Genomic DNA, 21,163 nt, shown 5'->3' on the forward strand with positions numbered 1-21,163 from the left:
TCTAGCGCGTCACGCTGGCCTGAATCGCCGTCAGGGCAATGGTATGCACGATATCGTCAACCTGAGCCCCGCGTGGCAGGTCGTTCACCGGTTTGCGCAACCCCTGTAGCATCGGCCCAAGGCTCACCCCGTCGGCACTGCGCTGCACCGCTTTGTGCGTGGTGTTGCCGGTATTCAGGTCGGGGAACACGAACACCGTCGCACGCCCCGCCACCGGGCTACCTGGCGCCAGGTCCCGAGCGATTGCCGGGTTGGCAGCTGCGTCATACTGCAGTGGCCCATCGATCAGCAACTCCTGCGCTGCATCCTGTGCCAAGCGCGTCGCTTCGCGCACTTTCTCCACTTCTTCATCACTGGCCGAATCGCTGGAATAACTGATCATCGCCACCCGTGGCGCGATGCCGAAGGCCTGCGCCGACTCGGCGCTCTGCCGGGCGATCTCTGCCAACTCGGCAGCGCTCGGGTGCGGGTTCATCACGCAGTCGCCGTACACCAGCACCTGCTCCGGGAACAGCATGAAGAACACCGACGACACCAGGCTTGAGCCAGGCGCAGTCTTGATCAGTTGCAGGGCAGGGCGAATGGTGTTGGCGGTGGAGTGCACCAGGCCCGAGACCAGGCCGTCCACTTCGTCCAGGGCCAGCATCATGGTGCCGATCACTACCGGGTCTTCCAGTTGCTGCTCGGCCATTGGCGCGTTGAGGTTCTTGCTCTTGCGCAGCTCGACCATGGGCTCTACATAGCGCCCGCGAATCAGCTCGGGATCGAGGATTTCCAGGCCTGGCGGCAGGGTAATGCCCTGGGCGCGCGCCACGGCGTCGACATCCTCGGGCTTGGCCAGCAGCACGCAGCGGGCAATGCCACGGGCCTGGCAGATGGCCGCAGCCTGCACCAGCAACGGCTCGGCGCCTTCGGGCAGGACAATACGCTTGTTGGCCTGCTGCGCCCGCTGGATCAACTGGTAGCGGAACACCGCTGGCGACAGGCGCATTTCACGCGGGGTGCCGCAGCGTTGGTGCAGCCAGGCGGCGTCGAGGTGGCTGGCGACAAAGTCTGTGATGAACTCGGCGCGCTCGCGGTCGTCCACAGGGATTTCGCGGTTTAGCGAATTGAGCTGGTTGGCGGTGTCGTACGAGCCGGTGCTGACTGACAGGATCGGCAGCCCAGCCTGCAGCGCGCCGCGGCACAGGCCGAGGATGCGCGCGTCGGGCTTGCTGTCACTGGTCAGCAGCAACCCGGCCAGTGGTACGCCATTGATCGCCGCCAGGCTGACGGCAAGGATGATGTCGTCGCGATCGCCCGGGGTGACCACCAGGGTGCCCGAGGTCAGCAGCGGCACCGTGTTGGCCACGGTACGCGCGCAAATAATGATCTTGCTCATGCGCCGCTGTTCGTAGTCGCCGGCATTGAGCACCTGGGCACCGAGCAGCTCGGCCACGTCGCGGGTGCGCGGGGCGTTCAATTCAGGCTGGTAGGGGATGCAGCCGAGCAGGCGGAAATCGTTGCCGCGCAGCAGGGGCGAGTGCTCGCGCAGGCGGGTGGCGAAGTCGGCCATGCTTTCGTCGGTGCGCACCTTGTTGAGGATGACACCGAGTACTTTCGGGTCCCGTGGGCCGCCGAACAGCTGGGCCTGCAGTTCGACCCGGCCGGACAGTTCGCTGAGCACTTCGTTTTCCGGGGCCGACACCAGGATCACCTCGGCATCCAGGCTCTTGGCCAGGTGCAGGTTGACCCGCGCCGCATAGCTGGCGTGGCGGGTGGGCACCATGCCCTCGACCACCACCACGTCATTACCGACGCAGGCTTGCTGGTAGAGGCGGATGATTTCTTCGAGCAACTCGTCCAGCTGGCCATCACCGAGCATGCGCTCGACATGGGCCAGGCTCAGGGGCACGGGGGGCTTGATGCCATGGGTGCGGGCCACCAGTTCGGTAGAGCGCTCGGGGCCGGTATCACCCGGGTGGGGCTGGGCGATCGGCTTGAAGAAGCCGACCTTCAGGCCCGCGCGCTCCAGGGTGCGCACCAGGCCCAGGCTGATGGAGGTCAGGCCGACACCGAAGTCGGTCGGCGCAATGAAAAATGTCTGCATGCGTGCTTCTCGAAATAAGCGGTGCAAGAAATTAACGGCCAAGGGTAGCGCTATCGGCCCCTTGTGCGCACCAGCCGCATGCGAAAGGCTGGCCGATGTGCTGCGCGCGCTGGGCCGGGTCGAGCACCCAGGGGCGTGCCTGCCACGGTGGCTGGTGGCGCAGGTGCTGGGTATGGCCACAGGACAGTTCGGCCACCCAGTGGCCTTCCTCGTCCTGGTGGAAGCCGGTGATCCGACTGATGGGCCGCTGCTCGTCCGCGGCACGTTCGCAATCGGACGATGGCTTCGTTACACTTGTACGCTCTACATTCTTTTGCAAAAGGTCTTGCCCCATGCTGATCGCCGCCAACAAGGCTGTCTCCATCGACTATACCCTGACCAACGACGCCGGGGAGACCATCGACAGCTCCGCCGGTGGCGCGCCGCTGGTTTACCTGCACGGTGCCGGCAACATCATCCCGGGCCTGGAAAAAGCCCTGGAAGGCAAGCAGGCCGGTGACGAACTGAACGTTTCCATCGAGCCGGAAGACGCCTACGGCGAATACCTGGCCGAACTGGTCAGCACCCTGAACCGCAGCCTGTTCGAAGGCGTCGACGAGCTGGAAGTGGGCATGCAGTTCCACGCTTCGGCGCCGGACGGCCAGATGCAGATCGTCACCATCCGCGACATCGACGGCGACGACGTCACCGTTGACGGCAACCACCCGCTGGCCGGCCAGCGCCTGACCTTCCAGGTCAAGGTTGTCAACGTGCGTGACGCCAGCGACGAAGAAATCGCTCACCGTCACATCCACGGTGAAGGTGGCCATCACCACTGATTTTCTGCGCTAAGCTCAGAAAGTCGCCAGGCGCTCGGGCAAGCCGATTTGCCTTCCTACGGGAGGTGGACGGTTTGGACGAGCGCCTTTTTAGTGGGCGGAATTTGCCTGCGCGGCAACCGGGAACCTGAGAGGGGATGTCATCATGAGTGCATTTCACGACCTGAAACTGGACGCGTTGAACGGTGGGGAGCTGCCCCTGGCCCCGTTCAAGGGCCAAGTGGTACTGGTGGTCAACGTCGCTTCCAAGTGTGGGCTCACGCCGCAATACAAGGCCCTGGAAAATCTCTACCAGGTTTACAAGGACAAGGGCTTCAACGTGCTTGGCCTGCCGTGCAACCAGTTTGCCGGGCAGGAGCCAGGCAGCGAAAAGGAAATCCAGGAATTTTGCAGCCTCAACTATGGGGTGAGCTTCCCGCTGGGGGGCAAGCTGGAGGTCAACGGGCCGCAGCGCCATTCGCTATACCGCCTGCTGGCGGGCGAAGGAGCCGAGTTTCCGGGCGACATCACCTGGAATTTCGAGAAGTTTCTGGTGGGTAAGGATGGGCGGGTGCTGGCGCGCTTTTCACCGCGTACGGCGCCGGATGATCCGGCGGTGGTGCAGGCTATCGAAAAAGCGTTGGTTTGAAGACTGCCTGCCTCGATATCTTCGGCGCCTTTGAGATCGAGCGCCGCCCGCGCGGCGCATCGCGAGCAAGCTCGCTCCTACATTTGTTTCGGGCCAGTTAGGCCTGCCATGGCTGCGCGCGACCGTCTTGTTGGTACCCTTCGATATCGAGCCATGCGCCAAGGCGGCCGCGCACATTTGGCACAGGATTGATTGGCCGGAAACAAATGTAGGAGCGAGCTTGCTCGCGATGCGCCGCGCGGGCGGCGCTCGATCTCACAGGCGCTGCACATATTGAGCAGAACGCCCAGTCGCAGTACCGGTTTGCTGGCAAGCACCATAGAGATACCCCTCAAACTGCTCGACAATCGCCGACCACCCCTGACGGCTTGCATGCTGCCGCGCATTCAGCCGTACCCGGCGCAACGTCTCCTCTTCTTCCAGCAACCAGCAGGCCGCATCGATGAACGCTGCCTGGTCCCCCGGCATCGCCAGCGCGCCGCTGTGACCATGGCGAATATGCTGCGCTGCGGCGGCCTCGTCGTAAGCGACCACAGCCAACCCCGAAGCCATGGCTTCGAGCACCACATTGCCAAAGGTTTCGGTCAGGCTCGGGAACAGAAACAGGTCACCGCTGGCATAGTGCTCGGCCAGCGCCTCACCTCGCTGTGCGCCACAGAACACCGCATCCGGCACCTGCTGTTGGAGTGCTGAACGCTGCGGGCCGTCACCCACCAGGATCAGGCGCAGGCGTTTCTGTGGATAAGTCTTCTGCAATGCCTCAAGGCACGGGCGCAGTAGCCCGAGGTTCTTTTCCACCGCTAGCCGCCCGACATGCAACACGGCGATATCGTCCGGGCCTAGCCCCCAGCTCTCACGCAACGCCTGGCTGCGCCGGGCCGGGTTGAACAGGCAGGCATCGACCCCCCGGGCCAGCAGCTCCAGGCGTTCGAAGCCGCGGCGCTCAAGCTCCAGGCGCTGGCTGAGGCTAGGTACCAAGGTGATCGCGGTACGCCGATGGAACCAGCGCAGGTAGTGGGTGAGCAGGCGCGCCAGCAAACCCAGACCATATTGGCCGGAATACTGCGGGAAGTTGGTGTGAAAGCCACTGACCACCGCCACCCCCAGGCGCCGGGCTGCGCGCAGGGCGCTGAGCCCCAGCGGCCCTTCGGTTGCGATGTACAGCACATCCGGGCGTTGCCGGCGCCAACGACGCATCAGTTTGTGCATCGACACCTCGCCCCACTGCAAGCCCGGGTAGCCGGGCAGGGCCCAGCCACGACACAACATCAGGTTTGGGTCGTTGTGCACCGGTGTTTCACCGGCCTGGCGTGGGCGTACCACCTCGACGTCGTGGCCGCGTTGGCGCAGCCCTTCGCTGAGGCGGCCAAGGGTATTGGCCACGCCGTTGATTTCGGGTGGGAAGGTTTCGCTGACCAGGGTAATGCGTAGGGCGGGTGTATTCATGACAAAAAGTTTCCGCCTGCTGGATTGCGCCAATGTGACGGCCATGTGACATGCAGATGACGCCCGACCGCCGACGCTTGCGCCTTTTTGAATATTTCCTGGTGCGGCACTCAAGAAGGTGCAGGCGGCAGCCGATGCAGATGCATTCGACTACGTGATGCGCTCCAGGAGAGCGATGATGTTCAACAACAAGCTCAAGCAAGAAATCCGGCAGCTGCGTGAAGACCTGATGTCCATCGAACAGATCAAGAGTAGCCTCGACAACGAGATGCTGGTACTTCAACTCGACCCCCAGGGACGGATCGAGATGGTCAACGGCAACTTCGAGAGCGAGATGCTCTACCGTGCCGAACAATTGCTTGGACGCAACATTGAGGACATCGTCCCCGCGCATGTGAAGTCGCTGGATTTCTACCAACGCATGAAAAGCGCGATCACCCGTGGCGAGCACCTGAACGGTGCCTTCCGCCTGCTGCGCGGCAATGGCCAGGAAGCCTGGCTGCGCTCGATCCTGCAGCCGGTCAAGAACAGCGAAGGGCGTATCAAGTACTTCACCTTGCATTCCAGCGACCTCACCCGCACCATCGAGACCTCGCGCGAGCATGAAAGCCTGATCAAGGCGTTGATGCGCTCGACCGCCGTTATCGAGTTTGACCTGGACGGCACCATCCTCACTGCCAATGACCGTTTCCTGGCCACCGTCGGCTATCGCCTGGAACAGATTCGCGGCAAGCACCACCGCATGTTCTGCGAGCCGGAAGAGGCCAACTCGGCCGGCTATCAGGCGTTCTGGGACAAGCTGCGCCGTGGCGAATACGTTGCCGAGCGCTTCAAGCGCATTGACGCCCACGGCCGGGTGATCTGGCTGGAGGCCTCGTACAACCCGATCTTCGACGCCCATGACGTGCTGTACAAAGTGGTCAAGTTCGCCACTGTGATTACCGACCAGGTCAACCAGGAGCAGGCGGTGGCCGAGGCAGCAGATGTTGCCTACAACACTTCGCTGGGTACCGATGTCAGCGCCCAGAAGGCCACCGATGTGGTTACCCAGACCGTCAGCGTGATGCGCGGCCTGGAGGCCTCGATGCAGGAGGCGGCCGAGGGCATTCAGGCGCTGGATACCCAGTCGCGGGTAATCGGTTCCATCATCAAGACCATCAGCGACATCGCCGGGCAGACCAACCTGCTGGCGCTCAATGCCGCTATCGAGGCGGCCCGTGCCGGCGAACAGGGGCGGGGTTTTGCCGTGGTTGCCGACGAAGTGCGTCAACTGGCTTCGCGCACCAGCACCGCCACCGAGGAAATTGCCCGGGTGGTGAAGCAGAACGAGCAACTGGCGCAGGCGGCGGTGGCGATCATCGACACCAGCAAGCGCCAGGCCGAGCAGGGGCTGGCACTGGCTGACGAGACGGGTAGCGTGATTGTCGAGATCCAGGACGGGGCCAAGCGTGTGGTGGATGTGGTGGGGCAGTTTTCCAGCCGGTTGGGGCAGTGAAGCCCCGGCCAGGCAAGGATTGATCTGATGGGGGCGGGGGTCAGTTGCGCTCCCGCACCCAGAACAACGTAGCCCCCGCCACCGCCGCCGGCATCATCAGCACGTTCACCCCGGGGATCATCAGCGCCAGGTAGGTAATCCCGCCAAAGCCCAGGCTCTGCCAGCGCTTGCTGCGCAGCCAGGCGAGCATGTCCTGCCAGCTCATCTTGTTGTTGTCCGCCGGGTAGTCGATGTACTGGATGGCCATCATCCATACCCCGAACATTAGCCACAGGGGTGCGGCCACCACGTTCACCACCGGGATGAACGACAGGATGAACAGGCCAATAGCCCGTGGCAGGAAGTAGCCCAGCTTGCGCATTTCGCGGCTGAAAGTGCGTGGCACCATGGCTACCAGCTCACCCCAGCTGAACGCCGGGAAATTATCCTGGCCGCGCACCACCACCTCGACCTTTTCCGCCAAAAAGCCGTTGAACGGCGCGGCAATGATGTTGGCCACCAGGGTGAAGGTGAAGAACACCATCAGTACCAGCAAGGCCACGAACAGCGGCCAGAGGATGTAGCTGAGGAAGCTCAGCCAGTCCGGCAGCGTTGGCATGAGCGCGTCCAGCCACAGGCCGAACTGGTGGCCGGCGAAGTAGATCAGGCCACCGAACAGCAGCAGGTTGACCGCCAACGGCAGCAGCACGAACAACCGCAGGTTGGGGCTCAGCACCAGTTTCAGGCCTTCGCGCAGGTATTGGGGGCCAGAGAGGACAGGGGCTTGCATCGAGGTACTCCGCAGAGAAGGAAAACGCGCTGACCTTACCGAGTTTGCCGCGCCGACGAAAGGCGGGTTGCGGGCGGGAAACGGGATGTAACAAAAGCGCCAGGGACGTGTTTATCGATGAAATCGCAGCATAGACGATGCCTATGAGGTGGATTGTCTAAGGATATTTCCTTAATCTTTGCGACCTCGCTACAGTGCGCTCAACTTTCCGCTTTTCGGGCCTGCGCGTTGTAGCCTTCCCCAAGTGCTGCGTGGGTCCGTTTTAAATTTCCAGCTGGCGCAGCCGGTACACCGATGCCGGCCCGTGCGGCCCGCTCGACAGGAGTTCGACATGTCTGAAGTACGTCATTCGCGCGTCATCATTCTCGGTTCCGGCCCTGCCGGTTACAGCGCCGCAGTCTATGCTGCCCGCGCCAACCTCAAGCCGCTGCTGATCACCGGCATGCAGGCCGGTGGCCAGCTGACCACCACCACCGAAGTCGACAACTGGCCGGGCGACCCCCACGGCCTGACCGGCCCGGCCCTGATGCAGCGCATGCAAGAGCACGCCGAGCGTTTTGAAACCGAAATCGTCTTCGACCACATCAATGCCGTCGACCTGGCCAACAAGCCGTTCACCCTGCAGGGTGACAGCGGCAAGTACACCTGCGACGCACTGATCATCGCCACCGGTGCCAGCGCCCGTTACCTGGGCCTGCCATCCGAAGAAACCTTCATGGGCAAGGGCGTGTCGGCCTGCGCTACCTGCGACGGTTTCTTCTACCGCAACAAGCCGGTCGCCGTGGTTGGCGGTGGCAACACTGCCGTGGAAGAGGCGCTGTACCTGGCCAACATCGCCAGCAAGGTGACCCTGGTACACCGTCGCGAAACCTTCCGCGCCGAGAAGATCCTGGTCGACAAGCTGAACGCTCGTGTGGCTGAAGGCAAGATCGAGCTCAAGCTCAACGCCACCCTGGACGAAGTGCTGGGTGACAACATGGGCGTGACCGGTGCGCGCCTGAAGAACAACGACGGCAGCAGCGACGAAATCAAGGTCGACGGCGTGTTCATCGCCATTGGCCACACCCCGAACACCTCGCTGTTCGAAGGCCAGCTGACCCTGAAAGACGGCTACCTGGTGGTCAACGGCGGCCGTGAAGGCAACGCTACTGCCACCAACGTTGAGGGTGTGTTCGCTGCAGGTGACGTGGCAGACCACGTTTACCGCCAGGCAATCACCTCGGCGGGTGCTGGCTGCATGGCTGCTCTGGACGTAGAGCGTTATCTGGACGGCCTGGCCAACGCCTCGTTCTGATCGGGTAACACCCCTAAAAAACCGGCTGAAAAGCCGGTTTTTTATTGCCCGCAATCAGCTTACAGGCTCAAGCGCATCGACAGGTCGACCGCCTTCACATCCTTGGTCATGGCACCAATCGAGATGTAGTCAACGCCGGTTTCGGCAATCACACGCAGGGTCGTTTCGTTGACCCCACCGCTGGCCTCCAGCTTGGCCTTGCCCGCGTTGATGCGCACTGCTTCGCGCATTTCGTCCAGGTTCAGCTCATCAAGCATGATGATGTCCGCGCCAGCGGCCAGCGCCTCGCGCAGTTCATCCAGGCTTTCCACTTCGATCTCAACCGGCTTGCCCGGCGCAATGCGGTGCGCCGCGGCTACGGCTTCGGCCACGCCGCCGCTGGCAGCGATGTGGTTTTCCTTGATCAGGAACGCGTCGTACAGGCCGATGCGGTGGTTGTCGCAGCCGCCGCAGGTTACCGCGTACTTCTGCGCCAGGCGCAGGCCCGGCAGTGTTTTGCGGGTGTCCAGCAGGCGCACCTGGGTGCCTTCCACCAGGTCGGCCAGGAAGCGCGCACGGGTGGCTACCCCGGACAGCATCTGCAGGAAGTTCAGCGCACTGCGTTCACCGCTCAGCAGCGAACGGGCCGGGCCTTCCAGGTGGAACAGCGGCTGGTTGGCGGTCGCCCGGTCACCGTCCGCCACCTGCCAGTGCACCGCCACGCGTGGGTCGAGCTGACGAAACACGGCGTCGACCCAGGCGGTGCCAGCGATCACGCAGTCTTCGCGGGTGATGATGGTCGCCTTGGCGAGGCGCTCGGCCGGGATCAGCTGCGCGGTGATATCGCCACTGCCGATGTCTTCCAACAGTGCACGGCGCACATTGGCTTCGATTTCAGCGGTCAGGTCGGCGAGGCGTAGGTTCGGCATGTTCGGCTCCACTAGCTAGATGCCCGCGATTATAGGGCAGGGGGCCGGTGTGTACAGCCGCCTTGGCGATGTCCGTTGGTCGGGCACTGTGAGCAATTCGAGCCCATTCGGGTCATTAACCGGTCGGCGAAACGGCGCTGGCAGCGATGCGATTTTTTACCGATAATAGCGCCCAGTATTTGGCGTCATAGCTTTGACGATCATCAGCCCCTTTCGGGCAAGACACCCTGCAAGGAGTCCAGGATGCAGAAAGAAGGCAAGGTGGTGCCCTTGGCGGCTGCCATCGACCGAGGGGGGCGTACGCCTCTTCCTTGCCTTCCGGTATTGCTGCTGCAGGTGCGCGACAAGGCCGCCTTGCAGTTGCGCCAAGGCTTGCAGGACTTGTTCGACAACGCCGATGACACGCTCTTCGAAATGGCTGACAAGGCCTTCGACCGTTATGACCAGCATCTGTACTTCGAAGCCATGCGTGATCTGAGGCTCAAGCGCAAAAGCATCGAACGCGGCTTTCTTGATACCTTCCATGACACTTACGCGCGCATCGGCCAGCCCGACCCGCTGGCGCACCTGGCCGAACCGGGCAGTTTGCGGAGCAAAGCCCAACGGGAACGGGCTGCGGCCATGGAAGGCATGGTTGCGCGGGTGCTGTCACGCGATGGTATTGGCCTGCAGCAACTGGGCCTGCGCTTGCAGGCGCTGCTCGATCGCCCCCTGCATGAGCAGCACAACCCGTTGGGCCCGGCCGCTTTGTGCGGGTACTTCCTGGACGCCGGGCGCAACCTGGGGGTTGGTTTACGGGTCAAGCTGGTGCTGCTCAAGCTGTTCGAACGCTATGTGCTGCGTGATGCCGACATCCTCTATGCCGACGCCAACCAGCTATTGGCCGCAGCCGGTGTACTGCCGGAGTTACAGCCGGCACCGCGCCGGCGCGCCGAAGACAGGCGCTTGCGCACACGACGAGGGCCGTTGAGCCAAGGCCAGGACGTTGGGGCAGATGCGGCAGGGCAAGCGTATTTCGCCTCATTGCAAACCTTGCTGGCCCCGCTGCGCGGGCAGTTCGCACCGCGATTGCAGGCGGTGGCTGCTGCCCAGCCGATCAGCACGGCCGACCTGATTCGTTTGCTGTCGCACTTGCAACACTATGTACCCGCAACTCACGAGGCAGATGACTTCGAGCTCGGCCAGCAGCTTGAGCAACTGCTGTTGCGGGTCAGTGTGCGCAGCGGCACGCGCCGGCGCATCGCCGTGGACGATGAGGACGTGATCAACCTGGTCGGCCTTGTGTTTGCCTTCATTCAGCGTGATGACAACCTGCCCGCCAGCCTGCGCGCACTGCTTGTGCGCCTGCATATTCCCTTGCTCAAGGTAGCCTTGCTGGACAAGGGGCTGTTCAGCCGGGCCAGCCACCCTGGGCGCCGGCTGATCAACGAGATTGCGGGCGCGGCCATTGGCTGGGAGTGCGGCAGCGCAGGCCTGCGTGACAGCCTTCACCTGCGGGTAGAAAGCACAGTCCAGCGCCTGCTCAATGATTTTGCCGAAGATGCTGGCCTGTTTGCCGAGCTTCTCGATGAGTTTCTTGCATCCAACCAGGAGGAACGGCGGCGCAACGAGCTGCTTGAACAGCGCACCCGCGACGCCGAAGAGGGGCGTGCCCGTGCCTTGCAGGCGCGGCACCAGGTGCAGCTGGTGCTCAACCATCGCCTGCGCGGTCGGGTATTGCCCCTGGTGGTGGTGCAGATGCTGGTGCAAGCCTGGAGCCAGGTACTGCAGTTGGCCTGGCTGAAGCAGGGTGAGGCCTCCCAGGGCTGGCGCGATGCCCTGCAGACTGTGGATGCGCTACTGGGCAGCATCACCCCGGGGCATGAGCCGCAAGCACTCTTGCAGCAGGTGCCGGGCCTGCTCAAGGCGCTGCGCGATGGCCTGGCCAGCGTGGCGCTGGATTCGGCAGCAACCCGAGAGTTCTTCCTGCAACTGGAGCAGTTGCACCTGCATGCCTGTGCGGGCACTGAGCTACCGGCTGGCCATGACAAGCCCTTCGCCGAAGTGCTGGTGGACGAGGGCATCGTGCTGGCGATGGCCGAAGAACCGGCCTGTGCACCGCTGCAATTTGCCGATGAGCAGGCGGCAACGCTGCAGCACGTGCAGCGCTTGCGCATCGGCAGCTGGGTTGAAGTCATGGATGACGGCGAACCGCTGCGTTGCAAACTGGTGGCGCACGTCGGCAGTAACGACAGGCTGGTATTCGCCAACCGTACCGGCATGAAAGTGCGTGAGTGGAACAGCACCGCCCTGGCCCAGGCACTGCACCGAGGGGACGTACGGATGCTGGATGACGGTTTGTTGTTCGAGCGGGCGCTGGAGGCGGTGCTCGATGGGTTGCGGCAACCTTGGGTGCAGTAGGCGGCAACATTACAATCATTCACATGCAAACGGTGTTGAGCGCAGGGCATACTGTTGACCTGTTCACGGCGTTTTCAGGATCTGCCCCATGCAATTGGACCGTGCCACTGGCTGGTTTCACGGAACCGGAATCACCCACTGCCCTTCGCCGAACTTCAATGCCCGCCCTGAAGGCGAATCGATTTCCCTGCTGGTGATTCACAACATCAGCCTGCCGCCAGCCTGTTTCGGCACCGGCAAGGTGCAGCAGTTTTTCCAGAATCGCCTGGACCCCGATGAGCATCCTTACTTCGACAGCATCAAGCACCTGACCGTGTCGGCGCACCTGTTCGTCGAGCGTGACGGGGCGGTGACCCAGTTCGTGTCCTTGCTCGATCGCGCCTGGCACGCTGGCGTTTCGCGTTTCGACGGGCGTGAAGGCTGCAACGATTTCTCCATCGGAATCGAACTGGAAGGCACTGACGACCTAGCCTACACCGATGCCCAGTACGCCGTGCTGGAACGGCTTACCCGGCACATTCGTAGCGCCTGGCCGGCCATCGACCTGGGCCGCATTCAGGGCCACAGCGACATTGCTCCACAACGCAAGACCGACCCCGGCCCGTCCTTCGATTGGCCGCGCTACCGCGAAGCGTTGTTGCACAACGAGGACAAGGCATGAGTTTTCTGGTGTTGTTGCTGGCATTGTGGGTCGAGAAGTTCTCGGCCCTGCGCCACCGTGTGCAGCGCGACGGGTTCTTCCTTGGCGAACTGGTGCGCCTGGAGCGCAGCGGCAAGGTACACCCTTGGTGGACGCTGGCCATTCTGGTGCTGGCACCGGTAATGCTGCTGGTGTTGCTGCTGCATGTGCTGGAGCCGGTGGCATATGGGTTGCTGGCCTTGCCGGTGCACCTGCTGGTGCTGGTCTATAGCCTGGGCCGTGGTGATGCCAAGGCCTCGCTTGGGCCGTTCCGCGATGCCTGGCGGCGCGGTGATGACCAGGCGGCGCTGCATGTTGCAGAGCGTGACCTGGGCCTGGCCGCCGACGAGCCGCACAGCTTGCTGGTAAGGGTGCAGGGCAACCTGCTGTGGCAGGTGTACCAGGGCTTTTTCGCGGTGATCTTCTGGTATTTCGTGCTGGGGCCTGGGGCGGCGCTGGCTTATCGCCTGCTGGCGCTGTGCGGCGAGCACAGCAAGCAGCCTGCGCTGAAGGCGCGGGCCGAACAGCTGCGGCACATCATGGACTGGCTGCCGGTGCGGGTACTGGCGTTGAGCTTTGCCCTGGTGGGTAACTTCCTCTCGGTCACCCGGGTGATGTTGCACGAGGTGCTCAACTGGCACATCAGTGCCGCGCACCTGGTGGCCCGTGTCGGGCGCATTGCCGACGATATTCCCGAGGAAGAAGACAGCCAGCGTGGGTTGGGGCGGCTGGACAGCCTGTGGGAGCTGCTGCTGCGTTGTGCGGTGTTGTGGTATGCCGGGTTTGCGCTGTGGACGGTGTTGGTTTGATCTTAAGCCAGGTGCGTACCCTGTAGGAGCGGCCTTGTGTCGCGATGGGCTGCGCAGCAGCCCCAGATTTCAGCTTCGCCGCATAAATTGCTGGGGCCGCTTTGCGGCCCGATCGCGACACAAGGCCGCTCCTACAACAACCGCGTTAGCTTGACCATCTGAATAACTCGCAGGCATTGCGGCTACTGGAGTGAGCGAGCTCCTCTACATCCAATCCCATCACCTGCGCCAGCGCCCCGGCAATCTCCGGCAGGTGTTCCGGGCTGTTCCTCACCCCCGGGTACATCACCGGCGCCATGTCTGGCGCATCGGTCTCCAGCACCACACTCTCCAGCGGCAGCCGCGCCAGGGTCTTGCGTAGCCGCAGTGCCTGTGGCCACGTCGCGGCACCGCCAAGCCCGAGCTTGAAGCCCAGCTTGATGTACTCGCGCGCCTCTTCGTAGCTGCCGGCAAACGCATGGATCACCCCCGCCCGCACCGGCTTGTAGCGCTTGAGCGTGGCAATCACCTGCGCATGGCTGCGGCGTACATGCAACAGCGCAGGCAGTTCGAAGTCGCAGGCCATCTGCAGTTGCGCTTCAAACAGGTCCTGCTGGCGGGTTTTGTCCAGGTCTTCAAGGTAGTAGTCCAGGCCAAATTCACCCACGGCGCACAGCCGCGTATCGCCGTGCAGGCGTTCCAGCCATTCGCGCAACTGAACGAGGTGCTCCGGGCGGTGCTGGTCGAGGTAGACCGGGTGCAGGCCGAGTGCCGCGAACAGGCGCTGATCGTTGCAGGCCAGGTCCCACACCCGCTGGAAATTCGCCTGGTACACCCCCAGCACCACCATACGTTCCACCCCACGCGCCGCCGCATTGGCCAGCAGGCGCGGGCGGTCGGCGTCGAAGTCGGGGAAGTCCAGGTGGGTGTGGGTGTCGATCAGGCGCATGGTCAGGCTGCAGTGATGCGCTGCTTGAAGGTACGACCAACGGCATGCACACCCGGCTCGTAGCGCTTTTCCTCGATGGCGGCCAGCGCCAGCTCCAGCGCGGTGGCGGCAATCAGGCCATGCTGCTGGGCCATGGCATTGACCGGCAGTGGCAGGAAGTCGAGCAACTGGTTGTCGCCAAAGGTGCCCAGCTGCAGCTGGCGCGAATCGGCAGGGCGCGCCTGCAGGGTATCGAACACCCCTTGCAGCAGTACGTACGAGGTGGTCACCAAGGCATCCGGCAGGCCGCCCAGGTCGTCGATCAGCTGCTGCATCAGGCGCTGGCCGCACTCGCGGCTGAACGCTTCACCCTGATAGCGGCGCACTTCACCGGCATAGCCTTGCAGGGCTTCGTCGAAGCCGCCGGCACGCGCCTGGCTGACGGACAGCTCAGGGCGGGCGCCGATCAGGGCAATGCTGCGCGGGGCGGCACTGAGCAGGCTGGCGGCCAGTTGGCGGCTGGCATCACGATCGTCGCTGATCACCGAGCAGAAGTGCGCAGGGTCCAGGCGGCGGTCGATGGCGATCACCGGCAGGCCTTTGTCCTGCAAGTCACGGTAGCTGTCGTCTTCCGGTGGCAGGCAGCTGGCGACGAACAGCGCGTCGCAGCGGCGGGCACGGAACAATTGCTGCAGCTGGCGCTCGCTGTCGGGCTGGTCGTCGCTGCTGGCGATCAGCAACTGGTAGCCACGGGCGCGGGCGCCTTGCTCCAGCTGCTTGGCAATGCGGGCGTAGCTGGGGTTCTCCAGATCCGGGAGAATGAAGCCCAGGGTGCGGGTGTGCCGGCTGCGCAGGCCAGCGGCCTGCGGGTTTGGGGTAAAGCCATGGGCTTCGACCACTGCACGCACGCGCTCGACGGTGGTGTTGCTGATGCGCTGCTGTTCAGCCTTGCCGTTGATGACATAGCTGGCTGTGGTCACGGACACACCGGCCAGGCGGGCGATATCGCTGAGTTTCACCGAATTTTCCTTGTTATTTCCGGGGCTGGCTGTAAGGCCGGACCGGGCATTTTGACCCAGCGCAGGCATCACGCGCAGACGACCATTGTCGCAATTGTCCGACAGGATGGGGCTTTTTACCGGGCAGATTATCGAGTAACGTGGCCGCCTGGTCAGATTAAACGTTTCAGCCGCCGAATTTTCTGCCTCGGCTGCCATCTGTGCAAGGCTGTTGAACTGGCCCTTCATGTGAATTTCACAACAATACTCCAGTACCCGACCGGGAACTGCAAAAGGAGAAGGTCATGCTCGAGCTCGCCAAGGAGCAGATAGCCATGGGCCAGACGGCCGCCGACAAGGCCGAGGCGTTGTGCCTGCTGGCGGACCGGCTGGTCGCTGACGGCCTGGTCGCCGAGGGTTACCTGCAAGGGCTGCAGGCCCGCGAGGCCCAAGGCTCAACGTTCCTTGGCCAGGGCATCGCCATCCCCCATGGCACGCCGCAAACCCGCGATCTGGTGCATGCCACGGGCGTGCGCCTGTTGCAGTTTCCCGAGGGCGTAGACTGGGGTGATGGGCAAAGGGTCTACCTGGCCATTGGCATTGCTGCACGCTCCGATGAACACCTGCGCCTGCTGCAGCTGCTCACCCGCGCCCTGGGTGAGACCGACCTGGCCGAAGCGCTACGCCGGGCCAGCTCTGCCGAAGCGCTGCTCAAGTTGCTGCAAGGTGCACCTCAGGAACTGGCGCTGGATGCGCAGTTGGTCGGCCTGAACGTTCCCGCTGAGGATTTCGACGAACTGGCCTGGCGGGGTGCCCGTCTGCTGCAGCGTGCCGACTGTGTCGACAGCGGTTTTGCCGCCGTGCTGCAACAGGCCGAGCCGCTGCCATTGGGCGAGGGCCTGTGGTGGCTGCACAGCGAGCGTCAGGTGCGCCAACCCGGCCTGGCCTTCATCACCCCGCAGCAGCCACTGCGTTACCGTGACCAGCCGCTCAACGGCCTGTTCTGCCTGGCCAGCCTCGGCGCGGCCCACCAGGCCTTGCTTGAGCGCCTGTGCGAAGTGCTGATCGAAGGGCGTGGGCAAATGCTCTACCAGGCCACCAGCAGCCGTGCGGTACTGGAAGTGCTGGGGGGCGAGGCGCCAGCGGATTGGCCCAGTGCGCGCATCGTGCTGGCCAACCCGCATGGCTTGCATGCGCGTCCGGCCAAGGTGCTGGCGCAACTGGCCAAAGGCTTCGAGGGCGAGATCCGCGTGCGCGTGGTCGACAGTGCGCAGCCGGCGGTGTCGGTGAAGAGCCTGAGCAAGCTGCTCAGCCTCGGCGCCCGCCGTGGCCAGACGCTGGAGTTGGTGGCCGAACCGGGCATCGCCGCCGATGCCTTGCCGGTGCTGCTGGCGGCCATCGAACAGGGCCTGGGCGAAGAGGTTGAGCCGCTGGCGCAACGTGAAGCACCCATTGCCAGCGTTGCGGCCGACGTGCTGCAAGCCCCCATGGCCGGAAGCCGTATCCAGGGCGTGGGCGCTGCCCCCGGCATTGCCAGCGGCCCGGCGCATGTGTGTGTCGAGCGTGAGTTCGATTATCCGCTACGTGGCGAATCCAGTGCTCTGGAGCGGCAAAAGCTGCGTCAGGCCATAGCGGCGGTGGACACTGACCTGCAGGCTTTGGTGACGCGCAGCGACAAAGCCATTGGCGAGATCTTCGTCACCCACCAGGAAATGCTCGCCGACCCGGCCCTGACCGACGATGTCGAACAGCGCCTTGCCCAAGGCGAAAGTGCTGCGGCAGCCTGGATGGCGGTAATCGAAGCCGCAGCCCGTCAGCAAGAGGCGCTGCACGATGCCTTGCTGGCCGAACGCGCCGCCGACCTGCGCGACATCGGCCGCCGCGTGCTGGCGCAATTGTGCGGTGTGCAGGCCCAGGTTGAGCCGGAACAACCTTACGTACTGGTGATGACCGAAGTCGGCCCGTCCGATGTGGCGCGGCTGGACCCAAGCCGGGTCGCCGGCATCGTCACCGCTCAAGGAGGCGCCACTGCCCACAGTGCCATCGTCGCCCGTGCGTTGGGCATTCCTGCAGTGGTGGGCGCGGGGGCAGCGGTCCTGCTGCTTGAGTCCGGCACGCCGCTGTTGCTCGATGGCCAGCGCGGCGTGGTCAATGTGGCGCCGCCGGAAGAAGAATTGCAACGCGCCCTGGCCGAGCGTGATGCCCGCGAGCAACGCCTGCAGGCCGCCTGGGCCAACCGCCTCGAACCCGCCGTGACCCGCGATGGCCACGCTGTCGAGGTGTTCGCCAACATCGGGGACAGCAACGGCATCGCCAAGGTGGTGGAGCAGGGCGCCGAAGGCGTCGGCCTGCTACGCACCGAACTGATTTTCATGGCACACCCCCAGGCCCCGGACGTGGCGACCCAGGAAGCCGAGTACCGCCGCGTACTCGATGGCCTGGACGGGCGCCCGCTGGTGGTGCGCACCCTCGATGTCGGCGGCGACAAGCCGCTGCCGTACTGGCCGATCGCCGCCGAAGAAAACCCTTTCCTCGGCGTGCGCGGCGTGCGCCTGACTCTGCAGCGCCCGCAGATCATGGAAGACCAGCTGCGTGCCTTGCTGCAGGCTGCCGACAATCGCCCGCTGCGTATCATGTTCCCGATGGTTGGCCAGGTACACGAGTGGCGCGAGGCGCGGGCCATGGTCGAGCGCTTGCGTGCAGAAACCCCGGTGGCCGATTTGCAACTGGGCATCATGGTCGAAGTGCCCTCGGCGGCCTTGTTGGCGCCGCAACTGGCGCGTGAAGTGGACTTCTTCAGCATCGGCACCAACGACCTGACCCAATACACCCTGGCCATCGACCGTGGCCACCCAAGCCTTTCGGCCCAGGCCGATGGCCTGCACCCGGCCGTGCTCAGCCTGATCGACATGACCGTGCGCGCCGCCCATGCCCATGGCAAGTGGGTAGGCGTGTGCGGCGAGTTGGCGGCCGACCCGCAGGCGGTGCCTGTGCTGCTGGGGCTGGACGTTGACGAGCTCAGTGTGTCTGCGCGCAGCATCGCCGAAGTCAAGGCCCTGGTTCGCCAGGCCGATCACCAGACGGCCCGCGCCCTGGCGCGCGAGGCCCTGCAACAAGACAGCGCTGCGGCGGTTCGCGCGCTGGTGGAGCGTTCCTGAATGGCCAAGATCCTCACCCTTACCCTGAACCCGGCGCTGGATATCACCATCGGCCTGGACACCCTGCGCCCGGGGCAAGTCAACCGCAGCCAGGTGCAACAGAGCCACGCAGCGGGTAAAGGGCTGAACGTTGCCCAGGTATTGGCCGACCTGGGGCACAGCGTGACCGTTGGCGGCTTTCTCGGGCAGGACAACCTGCAGCCGTTCGAAGCACTGATCCAGTGGCGCGGCTTTGCCGACTGCTTTGTTCGCGTGCCGGGCGAAACCCGCAGCAACATCAAGCTGGTCGAGGCCGATGGCCGCGTCACCGATATCAACGGCCAGGGCCCGGAGGTGGATGAGGCGGCGCGTAGCGCGTTGCTGCGCCGCCTGGAACAGGTCGCCCCAGGCCATGATGCGGTGGTGGTGGCCGGTAGCCTGCCGCGTGGCATCAGTGCCGAGTGGTTCCGCCAGTTACTCGACCAGTTGAAGGCATCGGGCCTGAAGGTCGCGCTGGACAGCAGCGGCGAAGCCTTGCGTGCGGGCCTGCAAAGCGCGCCTTGGCTGGTCAAGCCCAATACCGAAGAGTTGGGCGAGGTACTCGGCCTGGCGGTGGATAACCCGGCGCAGCAACGTGCAGCCGCCGAGCACCTGCTGGCCAGCGGCGTCGAACATGTGGTGGTGTCTGCAGGTGAGCAGGGGGTCAGCTGGTTCGCCCGCGACCTGGCCGTACACGCCAGCCCACCCAAGGTGCGGGTCGCCAGCACGGTGGGGGCGGGGGATTCGCTGGTAGCCGGCATGGTCCATGGCCTGCTGCAGGGCGAGCTGCCTGCGCAGACGTTGACCCGTGCCACCGCGATTGCCGCCCAGGCCGTCACCCAGGTTGGCTTCGGCATCCGTGACCGCGAGCAACTGGCGCGTCTGGAAGCGGCCGTGCAACTGACAGAACAACAAGAGGGTTGCCGATGAACATTGCCATTGTCACCGCCTGCCCCAACGGCCAGGTGTCGAGTGTGCTGAGCGCACGCTTGTTGTCCGCCGCTGCCCAGCGGCGTGGCTGGAGTACCAGCGTCGAAGTGCAGGAAGCCGGGCACCCCGAGCGGCAACTGAGTGCGCAGCAGATCGCCGAGGCCGACTGGGTGCTGGTAGTCAGCACTGGCGCAGTGGACCTGGCCCGCTTCGTCGGCAAGCGCGTGTACCAGAGCACACCCTCCCAGGCGCTGGCCGACCGTGAAGGCTTCCTCGATGAGGCAGCAGCCAATGCCCAGCCGTTGGTGGCGACATCAGACGCCCCAGTCGCTGTTAGCAGTGCGGTCACGCGAATCGTTGCGGTCACTGCTTGCCCGACCGGCGTCGCGCACACATTCATGGCCGCAGAAGCCTTGCAGCAAGCGGCACAACAGATGGGCTACCAACTCACAGTCGAAACCCAGGGTTCGGTCGGAGCGCGCAACCCTTTGTCTGCCGAGGCCATCGCAGAGGCGGATGTGGTGCTGCTGGCCGCTGACATCGAAGTGCCTACTGCGCGGTTCGCCGGCAAACGGATCTACCGTTGTGGCACTGGCATCGCCCTCAAGCAAGCCCGCGCCACGCTGGACAAGGCCCTGGCCGAAGCCAAAGTGGAAAGCAGCGCCGATGCCGCAGCGGCTGCCAGTACGACAAAGGGCGAGAAGACCGGTGTGTACAAGCACCTACTGACCGGTGTGTCGTTCATGCTGCCCATGGTGGTGGCCGGTGGGCTGCTGATTGCCCTGTCGTTCGTGTTCGGCATCGAGGCGTATAAAGAGCCGGGCACCTTGCCGGCGGCGTTGATGCAGATCGGCGGCGAGGCCGCGTTCAAGCTGATGGTACCGCTGCTGGCGGGCTATATCGCCTGGTCCATCGCCGACCGCCCGGGGCTTGCGCCGGGCATGATCGGTGGCCTGCTGGCCAGCACCTTGGGGGCCGGTTTCATCGGCGGCATCGTCGCGGGCTTTCTTGCCGGTTACAGTGCCAAGGCCATTGCCCGCTGGGCGCGCCTGCCCACCAGCCTGGAAGCGCTGAAGCCGATTCTGATCATTCCGCTGCTGGCCAGCCTGTTCACCGGCCTGGTGATGATCTACGTGGTGGGCCAGCCGGTGGCGGCCATGCTCGAAGGCCTTACGCACTTCCTCGACAGCATGGGCACCACCAATGCCATCCTGTTGGGGCTGTTGCTGGGAGGCATGATGTGCGTCGACCTAGGCGGGCCGATCAACAAGGCCGCCTATGCCTTCTCGGTGGGGTTGCTGGCGTCGTCGAGCTACGCACCGATGGCGGCGACCATGGCCGCCGGCATGGTGCCGCCGATCGGCCTGGGCATCGCCACCTTCCTGGCCCGGCGCAAGTTTGCCCAGAGCGAGCGCGAGGCGGGCAAGGCGGCCTTGGCGCTCGGCTTGTGCTTCATTTCCGAAGGGGCGATCCCGTTTGCTGCCAAGGACCCGCTGCGGGTGATTCCGGCCAGTGTCGTGGGTGGCGCATTGACCGGGGCGCTGTCGATGTACTTCGGTTGCAAGCTGATGGCGCCGCATGGCGGCTTGTTCGTGCTGCTGATTCCCAATGCGATCAACCACGCACTGCTTTACCTGCTGGCGATTGTGGCGGGTAGCCTGGTGACGGCGGTGGTGTATGCCGTTATCAAGAAAAGCGAGCGGGTGGAGTTGGCGGTGGCACCAGTCAAAGGTACCTGAGCTCACACCGTCCTGCAGGAGCGGCCTTGTGTCGCGATAGGGCCGCAAAGCGGCCCCAGCAATTCATGCGACGAAGCT

Annotated in this window: 16 protein-coding genes and 2 pseudogenes; 11 read left to right on the plus strand and 7 right to left on the minus strand. The window is 64.2% G+C overall.

The window, feature by feature from the left end:
• Position 1: 1 nt before the first annotated feature.
• Positions 2-2,089 carry a phosphate acetyltransferase gene (gene pta, locus QQ992_RS04285; protein WP_119368846.1) on the minus strand — a complete coding sequence of 696 codons (2,088 nt, stop codon included), beginning with the start codon at positions 2,087-2,089 and terminating at the stop codon, positions 2-4.
• A 31-nt stretch (positions 2,090-2,120) separates the two neighbouring features.
• Complete coding sequence (locus QQ992_RS04290) at positions 2,121-2,423, minus strand: DUF3565 domain-containing protein (RefSeq protein WP_025754816.1); 303 nt, start codon at positions 2,421-2,423, stop codon at positions 2,121-2,123.
• Between QQ992_RS04290 and QQ992_RS04295 the strand changes: the two genes are divergently transcribed.
• Positions 2,422-2,907, plus strand: a complete 486-nt coding sequence (locus QQ992_RS04295) for an FKBP-type peptidyl-prolyl cis-trans isomerase (protein WP_003259610.1) — start codon at positions 2,422-2,424, stop codon at positions 2,905-2,907. The two genes, QQ992_RS04290 and QQ992_RS04295, sit on opposite strands and share 2 nt — an antisense overlap.
• Before the next feature lie 145 nt (positions 2,908-3,052).
• Positions 3,053-3,535, plus strand: coding sequence for a glutathione peroxidase (locus QQ992_RS04300; RefSeq protein WP_105945654.1), 483 nt, complete (start codon positions 3,053-3,055; stop codon positions 3,533-3,535).
• A gap of 255 nt (positions 3,536-3,790) precedes the next feature.
• Here the strand turns inward: QQ992_RS04300 and QQ992_RS04305 are convergent, their stop codons facing one another.
• The gene (locus QQ992_RS04305) at positions 3,791-4,981 is read right to left on the minus strand and encodes a glycosyltransferase family 4 protein (RefSeq protein WP_286112334.1); all 1,191 of its coding nucleotides are present in this window, start codon (positions 4,979-4,981) and stop codon (positions 3,791-3,793) included.
• Between the two features lie 307 nt (positions 4,982-5,288).
• On the opposite strand from QQ992_RS04305, the pseudogene QQ992_RS28040 reads away from it, so the two are divergent.
• Positions 5,289-5,888, plus strand: a pseudogene (locus tag QQ992_RS28040) (PAS domain-containing protein); the annotation flags it as partial.
• 171 nt (positions 5,889-6,059) lie between these two features.
• A pseudogene (locus QQ992_RS28045) lies at positions 6,060-6,476 on the plus strand (methyl-accepting chemotaxis protein); the annotation flags it as partial.
• A 40-nt stretch (positions 6,477-6,516) separates the two neighbouring features.
• Here QQ992_RS28045 and cysZ read toward each other — a convergent pair.
• Positions 6,517-7,245: a sulfate transporter CysZ gene (gene cysZ, locus QQ992_RS04315; RefSeq protein ID WP_286112337.1), complete on the minus strand. Its 729-nt coding sequence runs from the start codon at positions 7,243-7,245 to the stop codon at positions 6,517-6,519.
• Positions 7,246-7,576: 331 nt separating this feature from the next.
• Here cysZ and trxB point away from each other — a divergent pair, with 331 nt between their 5' ends.
• Positions 7,577-8,539: a thioredoxin-disulfide reductase gene (gene trxB / locus QQ992_RS04320; RefSeq protein ID WP_003247318.1), complete on the plus strand. Its 963-nt coding sequence runs from the start codon at positions 7,577-7,579 to the stop codon at positions 8,537-8,539.
• A gap of 59 nt (positions 8,540-8,598) precedes the next feature.
• On the opposite strand, the gene nadC is transcribed toward trxB, so the two are convergent.
• Entirely contained in the window at positions 8,599-9,447 is an 849-nt protein-coding gene (gene nadC, locus QQ992_RS04325) for a carboxylating nicotinate-nucleotide diphosphorylase (RefSeq protein WP_286112338.1), read from the minus strand.
• Between the two features lie 243 nt (positions 9,448-9,690).
• Between nadC and QQ992_RS04330 the strand changes: the two genes are divergently transcribed.
• The 3 genes from QQ992_RS04330 to ampE all read left to right on the plus strand — a co-directional run bounded on the left by QQ992_RS04330 (position 9,691) and on the right by ampE (position 13,335).
• Positions 9,691-11,847, plus strand: coding sequence for a DUF1631 domain-containing protein (locus QQ992_RS04330; protein WP_286112339.1), 2,157 nt, complete (start codon positions 9,691-9,693; stop codon positions 11,845-11,847).
• An 88-nt stretch (positions 11,848-11,935) separates the two neighbouring features.
• Positions 11,936-12,508 (plus strand): 1,6-anhydro-N-acetylmuramyl-L-alanine amidase AmpD, encoded by a 573-nt coding sequence (gene ampD / locus QQ992_RS04335; protein ID WP_286112340.1) that lies wholly within the window; start codon positions 11,936-11,938, stop codon positions 12,506-12,508.
• Positions 12,505-13,335, plus strand: coding sequence for a regulatory signaling modulator protein AmpE (gene ampE / locus QQ992_RS04340; protein WP_198748874.1), 831 nt, complete (start codon positions 12,505-12,507; stop codon positions 13,333-13,335). Before ampD ends, ampE begins: the two co-directional genes overlap by 4 nt.
• Before the next feature lie 145 nt (positions 13,336-13,480).
• Here the strand turns inward: ampE and QQ992_RS04345 are convergent, their stop codons facing one another.
• Together QQ992_RS04345 and cra are read right to left on the minus strand one after the other, a co-directional pair.
• Complete coding sequence (locus tag QQ992_RS04345) at positions 13,481-14,263, minus strand: TatD family hydrolase (protein ID WP_286112341.1); 783 nt, start codon at positions 14,261-14,263, stop codon at positions 13,481-13,483.
• A gap of 2 nt (positions 14,264-14,265) precedes the next feature.
• Positions 14,266-15,261, minus strand: a complete 996-nt coding sequence (cra, locus tag QQ992_RS04350) for a catabolite repressor/activator (RefSeq protein WP_028699510.1) — start codon at positions 15,259-15,261, stop codon at positions 14,266-14,268.
• Between the two features lie 284 nt (positions 15,262-15,545).
• On the opposite strand from cra, the gene ptsP reads away from it, so the two are divergent.
• Genes ptsP through QQ992_RS04365 form a run of 3 tightly spaced genes read left to right on the plus strand, consistent with a single transcriptional unit; the run spans position 15,546 to position 21,085 of the window.
• On the plus strand, positions 15,546-18,398 hold the full coding sequence (ptsP, locus tag QQ992_RS04355) for a phosphoenolpyruvate--protein phosphotransferase (protein ID WP_286112344.1): 2,853 nt from the start codon (positions 15,546-15,548) through the stop codon (positions 18,396-18,398).
• Positions 18,399-19,346, plus strand: coding sequence for a 1-phosphofructokinase (pfkB, locus tag QQ992_RS04360; protein WP_286112346.1), 948 nt, complete (start codon positions 18,399-18,401; stop codon positions 19,344-19,346).
• Complete coding sequence (locus tag QQ992_RS04365; RefSeq protein ID WP_286112348.1) at positions 19,343-21,085, plus strand: PTS fructose-like transporter subunit IIB; 1,743 nt, start codon at positions 19,343-19,345, stop codon at positions 21,083-21,085. The genes pfkB and QQ992_RS04365 overlap by 4 nt, the downstream gene beginning before the upstream one ends.
• Positions 21,086-21,163 lie beyond the last annotated feature (78 nt).

It is taken from the genome of Pseudomonas kurunegalensis, assembly GCF_030291635.1.
GTDB classification, from domain to species: Bacteria; Pseudomonadota; Gammaproteobacteria; order Pseudomonadales; family Pseudomonadaceae; genus Aquipseudomonas; species Aquipseudomonas monteilii.

Excerpts from the sequence above, each read along its gene's own strand:
- pta (WP_119368846.1), bottom strand. The coding sequence starts at position 2,089 with ATGCAGACATTTTTCATTGCGCCGACCGACTTCGGTGTCGGCCTGACC.
- QQ992_RS04295 (WP_003259610.1), top strand. The coding sequence starts at position 2,422 with ATGCTGATCGCCGCCAACAAGGCTGTCTCCATCGACTATACCCTGACC.
- QQ992_RS04290 (WP_025754816.1), bottom strand. The coding sequence starts at position 2,423 with ATGGGGCAAGACCTTTTGCAAAAGAATGTAGAGCGTACAAGTGTAACG.
- QQ992_RS04300 (WP_105945654.1), top strand. The coding sequence starts at position 3,053 with ATGAGTGCATTTCACGACCTGAAACTGGACGCGTTGAACGGTGGGGAG.
- QQ992_RS04305 (WP_286112334.1), bottom strand. The coding sequence starts at position 4,981 with ATGAATACACCCGCCCTACGCATTACCCTGGTCAGCGAAACCTTCCCA.
- cysZ (WP_286112337.1), bottom strand. The coding sequence starts at position 7,245 with ATGCAAGCCCCTGTCCTCTCTGGCCCCCAATACCTGCGCGAAGGCCTG.
- trxB (WP_003247318.1), top strand. The coding sequence starts at position 7,577 with ATGTCTGAAGTACGTCATTCGCGCGTCATCATTCTCGGTTCCGGCCCT.
- nadC (WP_286112338.1), bottom strand. The coding sequence starts at position 9,447 with ATGCCGAACCTACGCCTCGCCGACCTGACCGCTGAAATCGAAGCCAAT.
- QQ992_RS04330 (WP_286112339.1), top strand. The coding sequence starts at position 9,691 with ATGCAGAAAGAAGGCAAGGTGGTGCCCTTGGCGGCTGCCATCGACCGA.
- ampD (WP_286112340.1), top strand. The coding sequence starts at position 11,936 with ATGCAATTGGACCGTGCCACTGGCTGGTTTCACGGAACCGGAATCACC.
- ampE (WP_198748874.1), top strand. The coding sequence starts at position 12,505 with ATGAGTTTTCTGGTGTTGTTGCTGGCATTGTGGGTCGAGAAGTTCTCG.
- QQ992_RS04345 (WP_286112341.1), bottom strand. The coding sequence starts at position 14,263 with ATGCGCCTGATCGACACCCACACCCACCTGGACTTCCCCGACTTCGAC.
- ptsP (WP_286112344.1), top strand. The coding sequence starts at position 15,546 with ATGCTCGAGCTCGCCAAGGAGCAGATAGCCATGGGCCAGACGGCCGCC.
- pfkB (WP_286112346.1), top strand. The coding sequence starts at position 18,399 with ATGGCCAAGATCCTCACCCTTACCCTGAACCCGGCGCTGGATATCACC.
- QQ992_RS04365 (WP_286112348.1), top strand. The coding sequence starts at position 19,343 with ATGAACATTGCCATTGTCACCGCCTGCCCCAACGGCCAGGTGTCGAGT.